The organism is Pantoea sp. BAV 3049, assembly GCF_009765445.1.
GTDB lineage: Bacteria > Pseudomonadota > Gammaproteobacteria > Enterobacterales > Enterobacteriaceae > Erwinia.
Map to the genome: position 1 here is coordinate 2,464,754 of NZ_WHOY01000031.1, position 20,383 is coordinate 2,485,136.

General features: G+C 53.0%; 20 protein-coding genes. 14 read left to right on the forward strand and 6 right to left on the reverse strand.

Annotated features, from left to right (window positions below):
* Positions 1-2 precede the first annotated feature (2 nt).
* Genes GSQ70_RS12455 through GSQ70_RS12465 form a run of 3 tightly spaced genes read right to left on the reverse strand, consistent with a single transcriptional unit; the run spans position 3 to position 2,090 of the window.
* Positions 3-659 carry an amino acid ABC transporter permease gene (locus GSQ70_RS12455; protein WP_158782838.1) on the reverse strand — a complete coding sequence of 219 codons (657 nt, stop codon included), beginning with the start codon at positions 657-659 and terminating at the stop codon, positions 3-5.
* Positions 656-1,456, reverse strand: coding sequence for an amino acid ABC transporter ATP-binding protein (locus tag GSQ70_RS12460; RefSeq protein WP_158782839.1), 801 nt, complete (start codon positions 1,454-1,456; stop codon positions 656-658). The genes GSQ70_RS12455 and GSQ70_RS12460 overlap by 4 nt, the downstream gene beginning before the upstream one ends.
* Complete coding sequence (locus tag GSQ70_RS12465) at positions 1,449-2,090, reverse strand: DUF1989 domain-containing protein (RefSeq protein ID WP_158782840.1); 642 nt, start codon at positions 2,088-2,090, stop codon at positions 1,449-1,451. Before GSQ70_RS12465 ends, GSQ70_RS12460 begins: the two co-directional genes overlap by 8 nt.
* A gap of 49 nt (positions 2,091-2,139) precedes the next feature.
* Here GSQ70_RS12465 and GSQ70_RS12470 point away from each other — a divergent pair, with 49 nt between their 5' ends.
* Positions 2,140-3,159: a hydroxyacid dehydrogenase gene (locus GSQ70_RS12470; protein WP_233268294.1), complete on the forward strand. Its 1,020-nt coding sequence runs from the start codon at positions 2,140-2,142 to the stop codon at positions 3,157-3,159.
* A 6-nt stretch (positions 3,160-3,165) separates the two neighbouring features.
* Here the strand turns inward: GSQ70_RS12470 and GSQ70_RS12475 are convergent, their stop codons facing one another.
* The gene (locus tag GSQ70_RS12475; RefSeq protein WP_158782841.1) at positions 3,166-3,942 is read right to left on the reverse strand and encodes a LamB/YcsF family protein; all 777 of its coding nucleotides are present in this window, start codon (positions 3,940-3,942) and stop codon (positions 3,166-3,168) included.
* 147 nt (positions 3,943-4,089) lie between these two features.
* Here GSQ70_RS12475 and pxpB point away from each other — a divergent pair, with 147 nt between their 5' ends.
* The 11 genes from pxpB (at position 4,090) to GSQ70_RS12530 (ending at position 16,042) form a co-directional block, all read left to right on the forward strand.
* The gene (gene pxpB, locus GSQ70_RS12480) at positions 4,090-4,830 is read left to right on the forward strand and encodes a 5-oxoprolinase subunit PxpB (protein ID WP_233268296.1); all 741 of its coding nucleotides are present in this window, start codon (positions 4,090-4,092) and stop codon (positions 4,828-4,830) included.
* Complete coding sequence (locus GSQ70_RS12485; protein ID WP_158782842.1) at positions 4,817-5,767, forward strand: biotin-dependent carboxyltransferase family protein; 951 nt, start codon at positions 4,817-4,819, stop codon at positions 5,765-5,767. Before pxpB ends, GSQ70_RS12485 begins: the two co-directional genes overlap by 14 nt.
* A 263-nt stretch (positions 5,768-6,030) precedes the next feature.
* On the forward strand, positions 6,031-7,008 hold the full coding sequence (locus tag GSQ70_RS12490; protein WP_158782843.1) for a DUF1852 domain-containing protein: 978 nt from the start codon (positions 6,031-6,033) through the stop codon (positions 7,006-7,008).
* A 28-nt stretch (positions 7,009-7,036) separates the two neighbouring features.
* Positions 7,037-8,068: a methionine synthase gene (locus tag GSQ70_RS12495; RefSeq protein ID WP_158782844.1), complete on the forward strand. Its 1,032-nt coding sequence runs from the start codon at positions 7,037-7,039 to the stop codon at positions 8,066-8,068.
* 530 nt (positions 8,069-8,598) lie between these two features.
* Positions 8,599-9,255: a GntR family transcriptional regulator gene (locus tag GSQ70_RS12500; protein WP_233268298.1), complete on the forward strand. Its 657-nt coding sequence runs from the start codon at positions 8,599-8,601 to the stop codon at positions 9,253-9,255.
* 51 nt (positions 9,256-9,306) lie between these two features.
* Positions 9,307-10,008: a type 1 glutamine amidotransferase gene (locus tag GSQ70_RS12505; RefSeq protein WP_158782846.1), complete on the forward strand. Its 702-nt coding sequence runs from the start codon at positions 9,307-9,309 to the stop codon at positions 10,006-10,008.
* Positions 10,009-10,081: 73 nt separating this feature from the next.
* Entirely contained in the window at positions 10,082-11,140 is a 1,059-nt protein-coding gene (locus GSQ70_RS12510; RefSeq protein ID WP_233268300.1) for an ABC transporter substrate-binding protein, read from the forward strand.
* A 43-nt stretch (positions 11,141-11,183) separates the two neighbouring features.
* Positions 11,184-12,317, forward strand: coding sequence for a Xaa-Pro peptidase family protein (locus GSQ70_RS12515; RefSeq protein WP_158782847.1), 1,134 nt, complete (start codon positions 11,184-11,186; stop codon positions 12,315-12,317).
* A gap of 55 nt (positions 12,318-12,372) precedes the next feature.
* Positions 12,373-14,076: an ABC transporter permease subunit gene (locus GSQ70_RS12520; RefSeq protein ID WP_158782848.1), complete on the forward strand. Its 1,704-nt coding sequence runs from the start codon at positions 12,373-12,375 to the stop codon at positions 14,074-14,076.
* Positions 14,057-15,049: an ABC transporter ATP-binding protein gene (locus GSQ70_RS12525; RefSeq protein WP_158782849.1), complete on the forward strand. Its 993-nt coding sequence runs from the start codon at positions 14,057-14,059 to the stop codon at positions 15,047-15,049. The genes GSQ70_RS12520 and GSQ70_RS12525 overlap by 20 nt, the downstream gene beginning before the upstream one ends.
* 33 nt (positions 15,050-15,082) lie before the next feature.
* On the forward strand, positions 15,083-16,042 hold the full coding sequence (locus tag GSQ70_RS12530) for a dihydrodipicolinate synthase family protein (RefSeq protein WP_158782850.1): 960 nt from the start codon (positions 15,083-15,085) through the stop codon (positions 16,040-16,042).
* Positions 16,043-16,175: 133 nt separating this feature from the next.
* On the opposite strand, the gene ychF is transcribed toward GSQ70_RS12530, so the two are convergent.
* Positions 16,176-17,267, reverse strand: coding sequence for a redox-regulated ATPase YchF (gene ychF / locus GSQ70_RS12535; RefSeq protein WP_158782851.1), 1,092 nt, complete (start codon positions 17,265-17,267; stop codon positions 16,176-16,178).
* Positions 17,268-17,616: 349 nt separating this feature from the next.
* Between ychF and GSQ70_RS12540 the strand changes: the two genes are divergently transcribed.
* Together GSQ70_RS12540 and GSQ70_RS12545 are read left to right on the forward strand one after the other, a co-directional pair.
* Positions 17,617-19,098 carry a SulP family inorganic anion transporter gene (locus GSQ70_RS12540; RefSeq protein ID WP_158782852.1) on the forward strand — a complete coding sequence of 494 codons (1,482 nt, stop codon included), beginning with the start codon at positions 17,617-17,619 and terminating at the stop codon, positions 19,096-19,098.
* 138 nt (positions 19,099-19,236) lie between these two features.
* Entirely contained in the window at positions 19,237-19,887 is a 651-nt protein-coding gene (locus tag GSQ70_RS12545) for an EAL domain-containing protein (RefSeq protein ID WP_158782853.1), read from the forward strand.
* A 60-nt stretch (positions 19,888-19,947) separates the two neighbouring features.
* On the opposite strand, the gene GSQ70_RS12550 is transcribed toward GSQ70_RS12545, so the two are convergent.
* Positions 19,948-20,367 carry a CesT family type III secretion system chaperone gene (locus GSQ70_RS12550; RefSeq protein ID WP_158782854.1) on the reverse strand — a complete coding sequence of 140 codons (420 nt, stop codon included), beginning with the start codon at positions 20,365-20,367 and terminating at the stop codon, positions 19,948-19,950.
* Between the last annotated feature and the right edge of the window lie 16 nt (positions 20,368-20,383).

Consider the following 20,383-nt stretch of genomic DNA (forward strand, 5'->3'; position numbering starts at 1 on the left):
AATTAGCTGTATTTTTGATGGCTGCGCTCAAGGCGGGCGGCCAGCTCGGTCAGAATGGTGGTCAGCAGCAAATAAATCACCGATGCCGCGATGTAAAACTCAAAGGGCCGGAAGGTGGCCGAAATAATGGTCTGCGCATACAGCGTGATATCAATCACCGTAATGGTTGACAGCAGCGAGGTATTTTTCAGCGCTGAAATCGCTTCATTGGTCAGTGGCGGCAGAATAATCCGGAACACCTGCGGTAAAATAATGCGTCTCATCACCTCAGCACGGGACATCCCCAGCGCGGAAGCAGACTCCATCTGGCTGCGCGGGATGGCGTTTAAACCGGAACGAATGATTTCGGCCACGTAAGCGCCGCTGTTCAGTGCCAGCGCAATCACTCCGGCGAAAAACGGCGAAAAGTGGATGCCAAACTGCGGGATGCCGAAATAGACAATAAACACCTGGATCAGCGCCGGGGTACCGCGAATAAACCAGATATAGAAGCGGGAAACAGCGCGGAAAAATCTGACACTGGATTGTTTGCCCAGCGCGGCCAGCAACCCGAAAATCCAGCTCAGCACAATGGTCAATACGGTGATGCACAGCACGGTAAAGGCGGCTTCAAGAAAGCCCATGCCGTAAACCTGAATATCCTGCAAAATCTGGTTCATTGGGCACTCTCCCGGCTGGCGGTGATATCTTCATGCAGGATGCGGCGTAAAAACTGCTGCAGCCGCGGGCTTTTCGGTTTCGCCAGCACGTCCTGTGGCGGGCCATCTTCTGCAATCACGCCCTGATCGAAGAACAGCACCCGGTTGGACACTTCACGGGCAAAGGCGATTTCATGCGTCACCAGCAGCATGGTCATGCCGTCGTTGGCGAGGGTGGCGATCAAAGACAGCACTTCACCCACCAGCTCGGGATCTAACGCGGACGTTGCCTCGTCAAACAGCATTAGTTTTGGCTTCATCGCCAGCGCCCGCGCGATGGCTACGCGCTGCTGCTGTCCACCGGAAAGCTTCGCCGGGTAGCTGTCGCGTTTAGCCAGCATGCCCACCCGCGTCAGCAGCTCGTCCGCTTCGGCAATCGCCACCTTGCGCGACATTTTTTTGACCCGCATCGGAGCCTCTATGACGTTCTCCAGTACGGTCATGTGTGGCCACAGGTGATAGCTCTGAAACACCATGCCTATTTGCGTGCGCAGCTGTTGCAACTGTACGGCGTCGGGTTGCGCTCTGGCACCCTCGCGAAAATCAAAGCAGAAGTCGCCAAAGTCCATAAAGCAGCTTTGCGGCATTTCCATCACGTTCAGGCAGCGTAAAAAGGTGCTTTTGCCCGATCCGCTGGCACCAATAATCGCCACCACTTCGCCAGGCATCACCTCCAGCGCGATATTTTTCAGCACGTGCAGGTCGCCGTAGCTTTTATTCAGTTCTCTGATGCTAAGCAGGGGTTTTATTTCATTCATGATTATCAGTGCTCCCTTTTTTAATATACAGAGCGATATCCTGCGGTGTTCTGCTGGCTCCGTTGATCGGTGTAATATCCTGCGGGCAGGCTGAGAGGACCAGCCAGATATTCATTTCGGCGGTCAGCGTTATCCGATCGAAGGCTTTGGATACCGGCGGTGCGCGATCCAGTTCTCCGGAGGTTTTGAAAGGAACGTTCATAAAAAGATTCAGCGATGCAGGCGTGAATGAGAGCTCAATACCGACCTCGTTCAGTGCTTCATGAAAATTATCGCTACAGCTGCGATGATATTCCTTCACGCCAAGCTGCTGATAAAGTTCTTCAGAGCAGGGACACAGCAAAGTATCGTGGCGGCCTGGGGTTTCATCACGGCTCAGAGTAAACATCGGGCGACGTAAACTGCTAAAAGCCTGCATTCCCTGTTCAAAGAAAATGTTGCTGTTCAGCGAGCGGGTATGCTCCATGGCGGAATATTCCAGCGGGTTGTCACGGTTGACTGCCCATGTATCCACAACCTGACTTCCGGCGCTGTTTTCAATAATGATTTCCTGTCCCTGATATAACGGCAGCGCAATGCCACGGCTGGCTTTAAGGAGTAATAACTCGTGCTCTGAGGTTTGCTCTTTGATCATCTGTGGTCATCGCTCAAGGTAGTTAACGCCAAAAGTTTTCTCTTGGCACTTGAGTAAAAAGCAAAGAGAATGCCAAAAGTATTCCAAACTCGAGGGTTTCACGGTGCAAAAATTTTGCTGGATACCACAGCCAATACATTTAAAAGGAATCAACAGGTTAGAAGAGGGTGGATTCGTACCATTACTGCAGCCCGCTCTGCCTTCAGCGGAGTTAAGTCCTGAAGTCGAAGCCGTTATTTTTCGTAGTGGTAATTTCAGTTGCTCAATGATGGAGCAATTACCGCACCTTAAAGTGATTGCCGTGCACGGTGTTGGCACAGATGGCATTGATATTGGTTCGGCCACACAACAGGGTATCGTGATTCTGAATACGCCGGAAATGAATACGCGCTCTGTTGCGGAGCATGCCATTGCCTTATTATTTGCCTTAAATAAAAAACTTGTTGCCAGCGACAGCGCGGTCAGGGAAAACAGATATCAGAAGTTTAAATATGAAGGGGGACTGTGCGAGATATTTGGCACGACTCTGGGGATTGTGGGTTTCGGCGCGATCGGAAAAACTACCGCAGCACTGGCAAAGGCGTTGGGAATGAATGTGATGATCCACAGCCGCCAGCCAGCGAATGAAATTGAGCAGGCCGGATTTACTAAAGCGGAGAGTTTTTCTGCGCTACTCTCGAAATGCGATGCCGTGTCACTGCATATTCCATCCACGCCTGAGACACGGCAGCTGATAAATGCTGAGACGCTTTCTCTGATGCCTGAACATGCTTTTCTGATTAATACCAGCAGGGGCGGTTTAATTGATGAAGCGGCGTTATTGTCTGCGCTGAAAAATAATAAAATCGCCGGTGCGGCGCTGGACGTTTTTCAGCAGGAACCTTTACCGGCTGACGATCCATTACTTTCCGCACCTAATCTGATTGTCACGCCGCACACTGCTGCCTCTACGGAGCAGGCGCTGATTAATATGGCAACGGCGGCGGTGGACGGGATTATTCGCGTGACCGACGGGCAACTCCCTGCGTCATTGGTGAACCCCGAAGTATGGGAGCGGCGTCGGCGTTAAACAGGATTAGCGCCGGGCCAGCACTTCGCTCATCGGCGCAAAAATAACGCCCTGAGATTCAAGCCTCTGCCGTAACTGCTGAGCCATTTCTACCGCGCCGGGCGTGTCACCGTGGACGCAAACCGTATCGATAGTCACGGGGATTTTTTTGCCGCTGGCGGTGATAATGGCCTGCGCGTCCAGCATGGTCAGCATCCGCTCGCTGGCATGCTCAGCATCATGCAGTACCGCGCCGGGAAGTTTGCGGGAGAGCAGGTTGCCGTTGTCGGCATAGGCGCGATCAACATAAATTTCACGGGCCAGCGGCAGGCCCAGTTTTAATGCCGCACGCTCGGTTTCCATGCCTGGCATGACCACCATAATTAAATCTTTATCCACTTTATAAATGGCCTGCGCGACAGCCATCGCCAGCTCACTGTTTTCGGCGGCCATATTACCCAGCGAACCATGGGTTTTCACGTGCGATAATTTCTGCCCCTGGGTATGGGCCAGCGCCTGCAGAGCACCAATCTGGTAAATAACCTGGCGCTCAATTTGTGCCGGGCTGTCTCCCAGAATAGGGCGACGGCCAAAGCCATAAATATCATAAAAACTGGGGTGAGCCCCTACGTGCACTTTGTTTTTCGCCGCATCAGCCAGCGTGGAGGACATCACCTCAGGATCGCCAGCGTGAAAGCCACAGGCGATGTTGGCAGAGGTGATAATCTCCAGCATTTCACCATCGCGGCCCAGGGTCCAGGCACCGTAACTTTCGCCCATATCGCAATTCAGATCTAATTTCATTCCCGCTCCACAAAGTCCTGATTAAGGGGTCATAAAAAGAGGCTATGACTGAGGTTCCGGGGGCGGAGACCGCCCGTTGACACCATACCAATGGTATGCCAAATGTATTTTTACCGATAATCGTTTTAACTTCTGGCAGGTTGATGGGTGAAAGGCATTCCAAATAGTCTTACCTGGAAAATAGTCCCGGTTGCCGATCAGGCGGTCCTGATCGATTTTGGGGAATATATCGATCCCCAAATCAATAAACACGTGACGGACCTGGCAATCCTGATTAATCAGCAGCCGCTGGTGGGGATCACCAAAGCCATTCCGACCTATCGTTCGCTGCTGGTTAATTATGATTCTTTACGCATCCGTCAGCACGAAGTCACTGGCTATCTGCAGGATTTGCTCACTCAGCCCCGCCGTAAATCACCGCCGTTTCGCGCCTGGCACATCCCCGTTTGTTACGGCGGGTCATATGGAATTGATCTGGAAACGCTGGCCGGACAGCATCAGCTGTCATCGCTGGAAGTGATTGAGCGGCATGTGAAAAGCCTCTACCGGGTGTATATGATCGGCTTTATGCCGGGCTTTACCTATCTGGGTGGCCTTGATGAATCTTTGCATACGCCGAGAAGGGATTCGCCACGGCTGAAAGTGCCGGCTGGCAGCATCAGCATCGGTGGGATGCAAACCGCTGTGGGTTCCGTCGAGGCACCGAGCGGCTGGCATCTTATTGGCAAAACACCTTTCAGAAGTTTTGCGCCCGATCGCAACCCGGCGGTGCTGTTGCAGAGTGGGGACGCGGTGAGTTTTTATCCGGTCAGCGCAGACGAGTATCAGTCACTGGCTCAGCAGGTTGATTACGTTCCGGAATGGAGCTGGCAAGATGCAGAGATTTGAGGTGTTATCGCCCGGCCTGTTCACCACATTGCAGGATCTGGGACGGTTTGGTTTTGAAGATCAGGGCGTACCGCCTGCCGGAGCGATGGATGAGTTCAGCGCCGCCATTGCAAATGCGCTGGTGGATAATCCGGCCGATACCGGCGTGCTGGAGCTTACCCTGACCGGGCCATCGCTGCGCCTGGTGGGTGATGCTCCTGTCTGGGTGGCGCTGACCGGCCATCTGGCAATCAACCTGAACGGTGAGCCGCAGGCAGGCTATCAGTGCTTCACGTTGCTGCCGGGTGATATTTTATCGATACCGCGGGTGCTCAGCGGCGCGCGTGGGTATCTGGCGGTTGCCGGGGGATTCCGCGCCGAGCCGGTGATGGGCAGCGTTTCCACTCTGATGCGTGCCGGGCTGGGTGGATTTGCCGGACGACAGCTCATTAAAGGTGATAGCCTGCCACTGCTCAGCAGCCGCAAGCCACCGGCCATTAACCAGCTGACACAGCGCATTTTGCCACAGCAGGAGAGACGCCCGGTCCGGGTAGTCTGGGGGCCGCAGGATGATTACTTCTCCCGTGAGGCAAAGCGTGCTTTCACCACCAATAGCTGGACATTGTCCAATCAGTGCGACCGCATGGGTTACCGGCTTAGCGGGCCGCCGATACCCCATATAAATGGGTTTAATATCGTTTCTGACGCCATTGCGCGTGGCAGCATACAGATCCCGGGTAATGGCCAGCCTATCGTGGCGATGAACGACCGTCAGACCACCGGCGGCTACCCCAAAATCGCTACCATCATCCGCGCCGATCATGCCCGCATGGGGCAGTTTAAGCCCGGTGATAAACTCAGCTTTGAAACCGTGTCGGTGGAGAAGGCCGAGGATCTCTGGCGGGGCAGGCAGGCGCTTTTTCAGCAGTGGGTGCAGACGATCCGGGCAGGGGAGTGATGGGTTATCTACGCATAATGTTTTCTGCTGCTGATAAAGGGGCTTATGCAACAGTACCGGCTCTGACCTGCTCCAGATCATGAATTTCTCTCATGTTCATTGAAATTAAATCACTTTTTTTCACTCAATGACTCAGGCATAAAGTACTGACTACCATAGACAATATGACGAATACCAAAGTTAAAACCTGACAATAAAATTTAAAGCTGAAAGAGCATAAATAAATTCAGGTTTTATCTCAGAAATCAGGATACCTCATCGCGATGAATAAAGAATTTGCATTCACCATTAAAAACCTTGCTTTTGATGAAAATTATAACCCCTCCGAAAATACCCGCATCACCACCAACTTCGCTAATCTGGCCAGAGGCGACAAACGCCAGCAGAATTTGCGCAACGCTTTGACGATGATCGACAATCGTTTCAATTCTCTGGCTCATACTGATAATCCCAACGGGGATCGTTATTCTGTTGAGCTTGAAATCATTTCCGTTGAGATGGATGTTGAAGGTAAGGGTAAAACTTTCCCGGTGATTGAGATCCTGAAAACGAATATTGTTGATAAAAAAACCAATGAACGCATTGAAGGCATCGTAGGGAATAATTTCTCATCCTACGTGCGTGATTATGACTTTAGCGTAGTGCTGTTAGAGCATAACAAAAACAAAGCCGGATTCAGCACGCCAGATAATTTTGGCGAACTGCACGGTAATCTGTTCAAATATTTCGTTAATTCAGATGCTTACAGAGATAACTTTAAAAAACAACCTGTTATCTGCCTGAGCGTTTCAAGTAAAAATACCTATCATCAGACTGGCTATCGACATCCTGTGCTGGGCATAGAATATCAGCAGGATGAATTGTCCATGACCGATCACTATTTCAATAAAATGGGCTTACAGGCACGCTATTTTATGCCAGCCGGTGCAGTTGCGCCTTTAGCATTCTATTTCTCTGGTGATTTAATCAAAGATTATACCGATCTTGAGCTTATCAGCACCATCAGCACGATGGAGACTTTCCAGAGAATTTACCGTCCTGAAATTTATAATGCTAACTCTGTGGCTGGCAAAACCTATCAGCCAAGCCTGAACCAGCAGGATTATTCATTAACTGAAATTGTTTACGATCGTGAAGAACGCAGCCATTTAGCTGTTGAGCAGGGCAGGTTTACGGAAGAGAACTTCATCAAACCTTACAGAGCCATTCTTGAGCAATGGTCTGCTAATTACGTTCTTTGATTAACTCAATATAAAAAGGTCACCTGCAATGAAAATTTTATTACCCACTTCGACGGCGGGCAGCCTGCCTAAACCTTCCTGGCTTGCGCAGCCAGAGACGCTCTGGTCACCCTGGAAATTGCAGGATCAGGAACTGATCGATGGCAAACAGGATGCGCTGCGTTTGTGCCTGCAGGATCAGCTCCAGGCAGGTATTGATATCGTCAGTGATGGCGAGCAAACGCGCCAACATTTTGTCACCACGTTTATCGAGCACCTGAGCGGAGTGGACTTTGAGAAGCGTGAAACCGTCAGAATTCGTAACCGCTATGATGCGAGTGTGCCGACAGTTGTGGGTGCGGTGAGTCGCCAGAAGCCCGTTTTTGTTGAAGACGCAAAATTCCTGCGTCAGCAAACCGATCAACCCATTAAATGGGCGCTGCCTGGTCCCATGACAATGATCGATACGCTCTACGACAGCCACTATAAAAGCCGTGAAAAACTGGCCTGGGAATTTGCCAAAATTCTGAATGAAGAAGCCAAAGAATTAGAGGCTGCGGGCGTTGATATCATCCAGTTCGATGAACCTGCGTTCAACGTATTCTTTGATGAAGTGAATGACTGGGGAATTGCCGCTTTAGAAAGAGCCATTGAAGGGCTGAAATGTGAAACTGCTGTGCATATTTGCTATGGCTATGGCATCAAAGCCAACACAGACTGGAAAAAGACTTTGGGGTCAGAATGGCGGCAGTATGAAGAAATCTTCCCCAAGCTGCAGAAATCCAGTATCGATATCATCTCGCTGGAATGTCAGAACTCCCGTGTGCCAATGGATCTGATTGAACTGATCCGGGGCAAGAAAGTGATGGTAGGGGCCATTGATGTGGCAACCAATACCATTGAAACCCCAGAGGAAGTCGCCGATACCCTGCGGAAAGCACTTCAGTTTGTTGATGCGGATAAGCTTTATCCTTCTACCAACTGCGGCATGACGCCTCTGGCACGTCGTGTGGCAAACGGTAAGTTAAGCGCTTTAAGCGCAGGTGCAGAAATCGTTCGCAGAGAACTGCTGGCTAAATAGTTTCGCCAGACGTCAGATCATTTGCAAAAAAATCCACGCCGAAGCGTGGATTTTTTATTTCACATACCCGTCCGGATATTAGCCACATCTCCGCTTCAGACTTGTTCAGGCCCGGTTACAAAAACTGGCGTTCCGCAGAGTTGCGGGTTTCAACGAGTTCTTTTGACGCTTTCTGCGTTTCTCAACTCATATTTTTTTGATTTTTTATCTATACGAATTATTTATTTCAAAAGCCTCCATCAGATCATAAAGTCTGGCTTCTGTCTGAGACCTGCGCACTCCAGATTTTTTCCCGTTTCCCCCTTTATATCCCTTAGCACCTGAAGCAGGCCGAAAATCCACCAGCAAAAAAGTTTCCATTCTGACGCCGCTCTAAAATAAGCTTCGCTTATTTCAAAACCATAAGATGCAAATAACTTATTTTTAAAGCAGTTCGCTGCAAGGTTGTGTGGTAGACAATTGGTATACACATCGAATACAACAAAGGCACAGGCTAAAAAGTGTGCATTCTCAGGGCGGTGTATAAATTGATGAAATTAGCCCCATCCGGCGATCAGCCACTCTCGCAAAATGCGTATGACTCCGTGCTCCATATGATCCAGACCGGTGCTTTCAGGAATGGTGAAGTCGTCAATGAACGTCGCCTGGCTGAGCAACTGGGTCTGTCTCGGACTCCCGTTCGCGAAGCGCTCGGTCGTCTGGAAGGCAGTGGTTATCTGCGGCGCTCGGGCAGGACGCTGTTGGTGAATGGCGTGGAGTTGAGTGAGATTCTTGAAATTATGGCCGTGCGCATTTTGCTGGAAGCCGACGCGGCCCGCAATGCCGCTGGCAAAATGTCGGCGGCTAAGCTGGCAGACATCCGCCAGCGGCTGATGGCAATGACAACTTCCGACCAGGTGAGTGCCAGCAGCCATTGGGAAGTCGACGACTTTTTGCATCTCAGTATCGCTGAAACCAGCGGCAATAAGTTATCCCAGCGGCTGATTGGTGAATTGCGTACCCGCACAAGGATGTTTGGCAAGGAAATGGTGCCGATGCGCTTTGAGAGCGGACGTGACGAACACCTGGCCATTCTTGACGCCATCGAGGCGGGAGATGGCGAACGGGCGGCGCAGGCGATGGTTAGACATATTGAGGGAGCACGTTACGGCATTTTTCAGTCGTTCACTGCCAGCAGTTTTCGATAAATCCTGGCCGCTTACAGTGGTCTGTTAAACCTGTCAGGGGGAGTGGAATCAATGGGTCAGAAACGCCTGCTTTATCTCCATAATGGCAAATCGAAACAGACGATTGCCCGGCTGGACGAACGATTCAAAACGTGGGGATTAGAGGTAGATTACTACTGGGCATGGCAGAACGAATTTCCTGACGATCTGCACAGCTATGATGGGATTTTTCTCTCCGGCAGCCCGCACGGTGCCTATGAAGACATTCCTTTTATCCATCGCGAACATCAGCTCATTGTTCAGGCCGCTGCGCTGGGCATCCCGATGTTAGGTATCTGTTTTGGCAGCCAGATCCTCGCCTCAGCATTATGTGGCAGGGACCAGGTCTTTCGACGCGACACTTGCGAGATCGGGAATAAATGGCTGCAGGCAACGCCCGCAGCCGCTGAGGACAGCATCGCCTCCGGCATTTTCCCTCAGGTGTATATGTTTGTCTGGCATAACGATGAAGTGCGTGCCACCCATCCTGATATGACTATTCTGGCCGCCAGCGACCAGTGTCCTAACCAGATCTGGCGGTATAACGATCGGCCGATTTGGGGTATCCAGGGGCATCCTGAGATTACGCTTGAACAGGCGCCGCTCTGGTTTGAACAAAACCGTGCCATCATGGAACGCGATGGGGCTGATATTGAAGAGCTGATCGCCACAGCCGACGAAGCCCTTGCCGCCAAATCGATGCTTACCCGCTTTGTGACATTTATTTCCAGATAAACATTTAGCGTCCGGAGCGGATCGCTCACCGGTGACGGTACCGGTTTTTATCAACCAATAAGGGAAAGATGTAATGACAAAATTGCCTGTAACAGTGCCAGGTTTGTTAGTTGCCTTTTCGGTGGTTTTCTCGCTGGCGCAGCCGTTGCGCGCCACTGCTGCTGATGAAATGACCTTTGCCAGCTGGGGAGGCGCTTATCAGGACGGTATCCGCGAGGCGTGGATGAAACCCTTTACCAAAGAGAGCGGTATCGAAATTACCGAAGATACCAACCCGGTTATTGCGCGTATTAAGGCCATGGTGGATATCCATAAAGTGGAGTGGGACGTGGTGACCGCAGGCGGGGCCAGCCTGATGCAGGGAGCGAAAAGCGGTCTTTTTGAGAAAATCACCCCTGATATGGTTAATGAAGAGAATGTCCTGCCCGAGGCGCGCAATGATTACGGTGTTCCGTCTGAAATCTTCTCCACTGTCATCGGGTATTCAACCAAAGCCTTTCCCAATGGCGGGCCGAAAACGTTCGCAGATTTCTGGGATGTAAAAAAATTCCCGGGTAAACGTACATTACCGGACAAACCCGATACGGTGCTGGAAGCTGCACTGCTCGCCGACGGCGTTGCCCCCGCAGATGTCTATAAAACTCTTGATACCCCCGCCGGCATGAAGCGTGCGCTGGACAAGATCCGTCAGATTAAACCTGATGTGGCGATGTGGTGGTCATCAGGTGCCCAGCCCGTTCAGGCCCTGGCCAGTGGCGAAGTTGTGATGGCGCTGGGCTGGAACGGTCGCTTCCAGTCAGGGATCGACAGCGGTCTGCCCATTGCGATGTCCTGGGACCAGTCGGTGGCGCAGGTGGGGTATTTCATGATTGTTAAGGGTGCACCCAATAAAGCGCAGGCGGTTAAGTTCCTTAACTACATTATCCGTCCCGACGTTCAGGCCCGGTTCAGTCAGTATGTGGCTTACGGTCCGGTCACCCCGAAATCAATCCCGCTGATCGATAAAACGCGGCAGTCGCGGCTGCCTTCCACCCCTGAACGTTTATCCAATGCCCTGTTTATGAATATCAACTGGTGGGCGGATCACTCGCTGGCGGCCGGTGAAGCCTATAACACCGCCATGCAGCAATGATCGCGCTGCGTGGCAGCAATCTGTTAAAGGGGGATTGAAGAGGGTGGAAACCAACTACTGGTTTGAAAAAGCAGAGTATGAGCAGCGCCTGGAGCAGGTGCAGCAACAACTGGTCGAAAAAGGGTATGACGCTTTGCTGGCGTTTATGCCGGAAAGCGTGACGTGGCTTACGGGGTTTTTCACCCGTGCTTACTCCTCTTTTCAGTTTGCCATTATCCCGGCAAACGGCGACCCGACAGTGATCTGCCGGGATGTGGAGGAATACTATCTCGACAGTACCTGTCTGTATAACGATCGCGTGATGTGGAGCGACAGTGACGATAAAACCACTATCGCCGTGCAGGCAATCCGCTCGCGACTCGGTAATTCTCCCCGACTGGCAGTAGAAATGGGTGCGTGGCCACTATCAGTGGCGCGCTTTAACGGCATTAAGGCCGGATTGCCTGAAGCCCTGATGCTTGATGAAAGCCAGCTGGTGACGCAAATGCGCTTTATAAAATCTCCGGCAGAGATTGCTTATCAGCGCCGGGCAGCAGTTGCGGCGGAGGCTGGCATGTCTGCGGCGATAGCTTCAGCATGCACCGGCGTTAGCGAACGTGAAATGGCGGCTGAAATCTGTAGCGCGATGATCCGCGCTGGCAGCGATCTGCCTGGCCCGGGTGTGATGTCATCAGGAGAGCGGGCTTACCATCTTCATGGCGGCTACAGCGATCGCGTGCTGGCACACGGTGACATCGTGCAAATTGAAACCACGCCAAACGTACGACATTACCATGCCCGTTTTATGAGGCCGATTCGCGTCGGGCACGCGAGTGATGAGGACCAGCGAGTGGTGGAGCAGCTGATTGCCATTCAGGATGCCGCGCTGGCAGAGGTGCGACCGGGCGTTGCGGGTAGCGTGCCGGATGCCATTTATCGCGAAGGGGTGCTGGCGGCAGGGTTACGTGAAACCTATACCAATAAAACCTTCTATTCGGTTGGGCTGCTGCTGGCACCCAGTGGCGGCGAACCGCTGGAGGCGGCACCGGGTTGCACGTGGCACTTTACGCCTGGCATGACTTTTCATACCTATGTGCTGGCGCGGGGTTATGGCATGTCCGAAACCATCACCATTACTGGCGATGGCTACGAGCGATTAACCCAGTATCCGCGCAAGTTATTCATCAGCCAGGCATGATCCCAGGCCGGAGAGACGATGTGAGAAATCTATTTCAGGCGCGCAGGGAGGAGCTATGTCAACAATCTCGTTAAGCGCCACGGCGAGTGAAAAGGGGACAAGCCGCTTTTCCCGTCTGACGCTGCTGGCTGTGCCACTACTGGTTTTTCTGGCGCTGTTTTTTATCTGGCCAATTATTGAGCTGCTTAAACAGGGCTTTTACAGTAAGGGGGCGCTGTCAGCAGATAATTATCTGCATCTGTGGGAAGTGCCGATCTACCGCATCGTGTTGCAGAATACGTTTGTCATCGCAGCGGTGGTGACCGGTTGTTGTATCATTATGAGCTATCCACTGGCTTATTTAATGGCCTCCGTCCGGCCTGCACTGTCAAAAGTGCTGTTTTTCGCTGTGCTGCTGCCTTTCTGGTCCAGCGCACTGGTGCGCACCTCGGCGTGGATTGCGCTGTTACAGCAAAATGGTCCCCTGAATACCCTGCTGGTCACCACCCGGGTTATCGATCAGCCGATCGCCTTTTTGTATAACTTTACTGGCGTATTAATCGGCATGACCCATGTGCTGATGCCGTTTGTGGTGTTGCCGCTTTACGCTTCCTTTCGCGCACTGGATAACTCGCTGGTCCAGGCCGCCCAGAGTCTGGGGGCGGACGCGATTGGCATTTTCACCAGGATAATCCTGCCGTTGACCCGACCGGGTGTGGCGGCGGGGGCGATCATCGTTTTTATGAACGCGATCGGCTATTACATCACGCCTTCACTGATGGGGGGACCGGCGCAGCGGATGATTGCCGAGCTGATCTCGCACAATATCAGCGATGAGCTGAACTGGGGCATTGCCGCAGCATTGGCCGGGGTGCTGCTGATAACTACGCTGCTGGCGCTGTGGGTGTTCAACCGTTTATTTGGTCTGGACAAACTGATGGGTAGCCACAGCGGGAAGGGTAACCAGCGAGCGGGTGCACGGCGAACCAGCGGCGGACGTCTTAGCGCAATGGCTGGTGTGGTGTGCGCGCTGTTTTTGATACTGCCAATACTGGTGGTTATCCCAATCAGTTTTGGCACCGGTAACTTCCCGACCTTCCCTCCACCACACTATGGACTGCGCTGGTATGACAACTTCTTCACCGATTCAAAATGGATGGCCGCGCTGGGGCAGAGCGTGAAAGTCGGCGTTGTTGTTACCCTGTTGTCGTTGATTCTGGGAGCCTCCGCGGCGCTGGGCGTCTATAAAATGCGTTCAAACCGCAAAGGGTGGCTGGAAGTCCTGTTTATCATTCCGATGTCCGTCCCTGCGATTATTACCGCCGTGGCGCTCTACTACCTCTGCGGTCCGCTTGCACTGATCAATAATTCGGTGGCGCTGATTATCGGCCATACCGTACTGGCAACACCCTTTACCTACATCACAATGCGTGCTGCTCTGCAACGTTTTGATCCCAGTCTGGAACTGGCCGCGCTTAGCCTCGGTGCAAGCTGGCCGCAGATGTTCAGGCGCGTGATGTTACCGGCGCTGTTGCCTGGCATGATTGGTGGAGCGGTGTTTGCTTTTATTACCTCGTTTGATGATGTGGTGATGGCGCTGTTCCTGACCACACTGCGTAATCGCACGTTGCCAAAGCTGATGTATGAAGGGTTGTCGTTTGATTTTGATCCGACGGTCATTTCCGCATCCTGCGTGTTGATTGGTGCAACCGCGCTGATCCTGCTTGCCTGGAGTCTGTCTGGTCGTCATGGAGAAAAGCATGAAACAGCAACAAGGTAAAGATGTAAGCCTGACGGGTATCCGCAAAGTCTACGGTGACGTTATCGCGCTGCCTGACGTCAACCTGTCGGTGAAGCGCGGTGAGTTTTGCACTTTGCTCGGTGCCTCTGGTTCAGGCAAAACGACCTTACTAAAGATTATCGCCGGGTTTGAAACGCCGGATCAGGGCAGGGTGTGTATCGCTGGCAAAGATGTCAGCCGCATGCCCATTGCCGATCGCAATATCGGCATGGTTTTCCAGAACTATGCGCTGTTCCCTCATATGTCGGTATTTGAAAATGTCGCGTTTTCGCTGCGTATGCGTCGCCTGGCTGAAGTGGATATCGAACGAAAAGTTTCTGAAGCACTTGAGCTGGTCAGCCTGAAAGAGTACCGCAAGCGTCTGCCGGGAGAATTATCCGGCGGGCAGCAACAGCGTACTGCACTGGCCAGGGCGCTGGTCTTCAATCCGGATATCCTACTGATGGATGAACCGCTGGGGGCGCTGGACAAAAATCTGCGTCAGACCATCCAGCTGCAGATTAAACAGCTGCATCAGGATCTGGGGCTGACGGTGGTGTTCGTGACCCACGATCAGGAAGAAGCGATGAATTTGTCCGACACCATTGTCATTATGGAGAACGGCAACATCGTTGAATCCGGCGCGCCGGAACACCTTTACCGCCAGCCGGGTTCGCCATTTGTCGCCGGGTTCCTCGGTGAATGTAATTTTATCCGGCAGGAGGGGGCGGCGATGCTGGGCATTCGTCCTGAACATCTGCTGCTCGGCAGCAGTGGCCAGCCAATGTCTCAGCGACACCGCGGTGAAATTCAGATGGCGACATTCTGTGGTATGCACTGGAAACTGTTTATCGCTTCACTGGGGCAAACCATTATCGCCTATGCACCACCTGATATTCCGTCGGTTGAGCGAACGCCCGGACAGGTGATCGACTGGGGGTTTCATTCACGGGATGCCATCGCTTTCCCTTAATAATCCGCGCATCGCGCACGCAACGAGGTGAAGATGAATAACAAACTCAGTGAAAAGGCGAGTGGCGTCTATATTATTTCCGCAACGCCTTTCACCGACAGTGGTGAGCTGGATCTGAACAGTGCAGACACGCTGACTGACTTTTATCTGCAGCAAGGGGTCAGCGGCATCACCATCCTCGGTATGATGGGCGAGGCATCCAAACTGACTGATGAGGAGTCACTGCTTTTTATGCGTCGGGTGCTGGCGAGGGTCAATGGGCGCGTACCGGTGGTGGTTGGCGTGAGCCATGCATCCCACCAGCATGTGCAACGCTTAAGTCTCAGCGCGATGGAAGCAGGTGCCGCAGGCGTCATGCTGGCGCCAACCCCTAATCTTAAAACTGACGATCAGATAAGCCAGTATTACCTTACGCTGGCGCAATGGCTCGGCAGCGATGTGCCGATCTGTTTGCAGGATTTCCCTCAGTCCACCGGAGTGCATACGTCGGTCGCGGTGATTTTGCGTCTGATTGAGGCGTTACCGCAACTGGTGATGCTTAAACATGAAGATTTACCCGGATTGCGCAAACTCACTCAGGTACGCGAACAAAGCAGCAAGCGTGGTCTGCGACGCATAAGTATTCTGGCCGGCAACGGCGGGCTGTTTTTACCTCAGGAAATGCGCCGTGGCGCAGATGGGGCGATGACCGGTTTCGCATATCCGGAAATGCTGGTGCAGGTTTGCGCGCTGTTTCAGGCCGGTAAGCCAGAAGCAGCAGAGGATTTGTTTGATATTTATCTGCCGTTATTGCGCCACGAGTTTCAGTTCGGCATTGGACTCGCACTGCGTAAAGAAACGCTGCGGCGGCGTGGGGTAATAAGCAGTGCGAGTGTGCGTCAACCCGGGCCGGTGCTGGATAGCACCGATCTGAACGAATTAACGCAACTTATCACGAGGCTTGAGTTACGGTTGGGTGATACTGATTTTCAGGCTAAATTCTCGTTGTCGTAAAAAGGTTCTGAAAATAGCAGCGCAAGGAACAAAAATTCTGACCCTGACCCAAAATCCACGCAACTGCGTGGATTTTGAGTGTTTTTCAGCCTTCATTAGGCTTGCTGAATCCTCATGAGACAACAAACTTTAATCAGACGTTAAACAAAAAGTTCATCACATCGCCATCTTTAACGACATAGTCCTTACCTTCTGAACGCATCTTGCCGGCTTCTTTCGCGCCTTGCTCACCTTTGTAGGTGATGTAGTCTTCATAGCCGATGGTCTGGGCGCGGATAAAGCCCTTCTCGAAGTCGGTATGGATTTTACCGGCTGCCTGTGGGGCGGTGGCGCCAACAGGGATGGTCCAGGCACGCACTTCTTTTACGCCAGCGGTGAAGTAGGTCTGCAGGTTCAGCAGGGAGTAACCGGCGCGGATCACGCGGTTCAGACCTGGCTCTTCGATGCCCAGCTCGGCCATAAACTCTTCGCGGTCAGCGTCTTCCAGCTCGGCGATATCGGATTCCACTGCGGCACACACCGGCACCACTACAGAACCTTCTTTTTCGGCAATCGCACGAACCTGATCCAGGTACGGGTTATTTTCAAAACCGTCTTCGTTAACGTTGGCGATATACATGGTTGGCTTCAGCGTCAGGAAGCTCAGGTAGCGGATTGCCGCTTTGTCTTCTTCGCTCAGGCCCAGCGAGCGCAGCATCCCGGCATTTTCCAGGTGCGGCAGGCATTTTTCCAGCGCGGCCTGTTCGGCTTTCGCGTCTTTATCGCCGCCTTTAGCGCGCTTCTGCACGCGCTGCAATGCACGTTCGCAGGTATCCAGGTCGGACAGCGCCAGCTCGGTGTTGATCACTTCGATATCATCAGCCGGGTCCACTTTGTTGTTTACGTGGATGATGTTGTCATTCTCGAAGCAGCGCACCACGTGGCCGATAGCTTCGGTTTCACGGATGTTGGTCAGGAACTGGTTGCCCAGACCTTCACCTTTGGAAGCGCCTTTCACCAGACCGGCAATATCCACGAACTCCATGGTGGTCGGGAGGATGCGCTGTGGCTTCACGATTTCCGCCAGCTTGTCGAGACGGGAATCAGGCATTGGCACCACGCCGGTATTCGGCTCAATGGTACAGAACGGGAAGTTTGCTGCTTCGATGCCCGCTTTGGTTAACGCATTGAACAGGGTGGATTTCCCGACGTTTGGCAGGCCCACAATACCGCATTTGAATCCCATGTTTGAATCACCTTAATCGCTTGATAATCAGTGGATTGTGCAATCCGCTGATGTGTCTGAGAGTGTTATCACTGCAAGTTTCCGCGCATTATACACGTAATTATCGTCGGGATGGCGCTGTTTTCCAGCCAGCACTGGCGGGAGAGGGTTGAGATCTTGCTCACATTCCCTGATACTGACACAACTTGACAACTGACGGAGACCCCCGCAGATGCATCGCTCGCTGCCTACGCCACCCTGAGTTTCCCTCTCCCGGCAACGCCTGTTGCATTTCTCGTCCTTCTGGCGAGCCTTTCTGTGCCCATCCACCGGCGGCGCAGTCCCTGCATTATTATTATGGAAAATTAGCATGTTCAATCTGAGCAACCTCAGAGCTGCCGACGTGAAGAATGACGTCCTGGCGGGCGCTGTTGTCTCTGTGGCTTTAATTCCGGAAGCCACCGCTTTCTCGCTGCTGGCCGGGCTGTCGCCGACCATCGGTCTGCATACCGCTTTTATCCTTGGGCTGGTCACCGCGCTGTTCGGCGGCAAGCCCGGCATGATCTCCGGGGCCGCTGGCTCCATCGTGGTGGTGTTGGTCAGCCTGATCCAGACCCACGGCTATCAGTATGTGCTGCTGGCGACCATCTTTGCCGGGCTGATCCAGCTGGCGATTGGCCTGTTCCGTCTGGGGAAATTTATCCGCCTGGTGCCGCAACCGGCGATTTACGGCTTCGTTAACGGCCTGGCGATTGTTATCGCGCTGGCGCAGATCCCGATGATTAAGAATCAGGGGCCGGTGATGTACGGGCTGGTGGCGCTGGCGATGCTGATTGTCTGGTTGTTCCCGAAATTCACCAAAGTGATCCCCGGCTCGCTGGCTGCGCTGATAGCCATCAGTGCCATTGCCATCGGCTTTGGGCTGGACACCAAACGGGTAGGGGATCTGGCGGATATCTCCGGCACGCTGCCGTTCTTCCACCTGCCTGAGGCACCGCTAAGCTGGGCCACGTTGAAGGTTGTGCTGCCTTATGCAGTGATTATCGCGCTGGTCGGGCTGATAGAGTCGCTGTTAACGCTGGCCGTTCTCGACGAAATGGGCAGTAAAAAAGGCGACGGTAACAAAGAGTGCGTGGCGCAGGGCATTGGCAACACTATCTGTGGCTTCTTCGGCAGCTTTGCCGGGTGCGCGATGATCGGTCAGTCGATTATTAACTTCACCTCCGGCGGTCGCGGGCGCATCTCCAATCTGGTGGGCGCAATCCTGCTGATCCTGTTTGTGGTGAGCCTGTCGAAATACATTGCCCTGCTGCCGGTGGCGGCGCTGGCGGGCATTATGTTCGTGGTGTGCATAAACACTTTCGAATGGAGTTCCTTAAGCCGCCTGAAGCGCATGCCGAAACCTGATGCGGTGATCATGATCGCGGTGACGGTGGTCACGATTTACACCGACCTGGCGATGGCGGTGATCTTCGGCGTGATTATCTCGGCGCTGGTTTTTGCCTGGCAGCACGCGCGCATGACTATCCTCTCGCAGGAGGAGAGCGCAGAGCAGAAAACTTATCAGCTGGAAGGGCCGCTGTTTTTCGGTTCGGTCGCCAGCTTCCATGAGCTGTTCCATCCGGAAAAAGATCCGCAGGAGGTGGTGATCGATTTTGCCCGCACCCGGGTGATGGACTCCAGCGGCGTTGAGGCCATTGATAAATTGACGGCCCGTTATATTACTGCCGGAAAAAGCGTGCGTTTACGCCATCTTAGCGAAGACTGCATCAGTCTGTTAAAGCAGGCTGGCCCGTTCTGCAGCCATGAACTGGACGATCCGGATTATAAAGTTGCCTCTGACCGGGGTTAATGCATAAAGCTGTCGCCGGTCCTGCCGATATACATAAAAATCGTCGTATTGATTCTCATGTTACAGAGTGAACGTCTAAAGTTTATTTGTACGACGATTTTTACCACTGGCAGGACGCCCGAACACTGGCACGACAGCATGATAAATAATTACATTTGCGTCCCGATCCATACCCTTACCGGTGAGCTCATTGCGCTGGATCTCACTCAGATTGAACAGCAGCCTGCCCGGAACAACGCTTCAGCAGATCAGGAACCGGAAACCCGGTTGCTGAATCAGCTGCTGACGATTGAACAGTATGCGGACTACTTCCGGCAGCATGGCCTGTTGTGCTGCCTGACGATCAATTTTCAGCTGGCACGGGCAGTGGTGGAGTCTGCCTTTATCCAGCGCATTCTCGGGCATCTGCCGTTTGTGCGGCTGAAGCTGTCCGAGGATTTCCCCAACCTGCATGACGGGCCGAACAACCCGATGCTGCGGGCGCTGACCGATCAGCTCAACATCCTGTGGCTGGACGACCTGGGCGCCGGTGATGCCAACCTCAATGCGTTGCAGTCAAAGATGTTTGAGGCGGTGAAGCTGGATCGCCAGTTTTATCTGGATAACGTCAGCAAGCCCTTCTTCAACATTCTGATTGCCAATATCCGCCAGTACACCAACCGGGTGATTGTCGAAGGCGTGCAGTGTGAGATACAGCTGGAAAAGCTGGCGGCCAGCAAGATCTGGGCGGTGCAGGGGTACTATCTGCCGATAATGGCGCTGGGCGATATGGATGCGGGACTTCACTGAGTAGTGCGTTTACCGCATCACCGACAATGTGCACTTTGACTCCGCACAATACGTTCAGGGTCACTCCACAACAGGTTCTGGCTCCAGCAGCCAGGCCTGTACATACTCAGCCTGCCGGGCAAAGCGTTCCACCAGCGCCTTCATTGATTGCGTATCCATTACCACAAATGGTTGACGAGTCCAGAGGATCACTTTTTTTTGCTCAATCAGTAATCCGGTAATGACGGGCGGATGCTCCAGGCCCAGCAGATTGCTTTGCAGCAGAATGGCCAGGGTTTCCCACTCGTCATAGCGTGCTTCGGGGATGTCGATCAGGCAACTGAGGGTCAGAAACTCCTGCGGGGTTTCGCTGAGTTCCAGAATTAAATCCTGACTGAGTGACAGGGTATAGCTGTCTGACACGTCCAGCTCAGGCGCGGTCTGACCCGGGGCCTGCAGCAGTGGCATCAGTAAATTTTTCAGGGTGACAGAACCAGTCATGCTAGCCTCTTAAAAA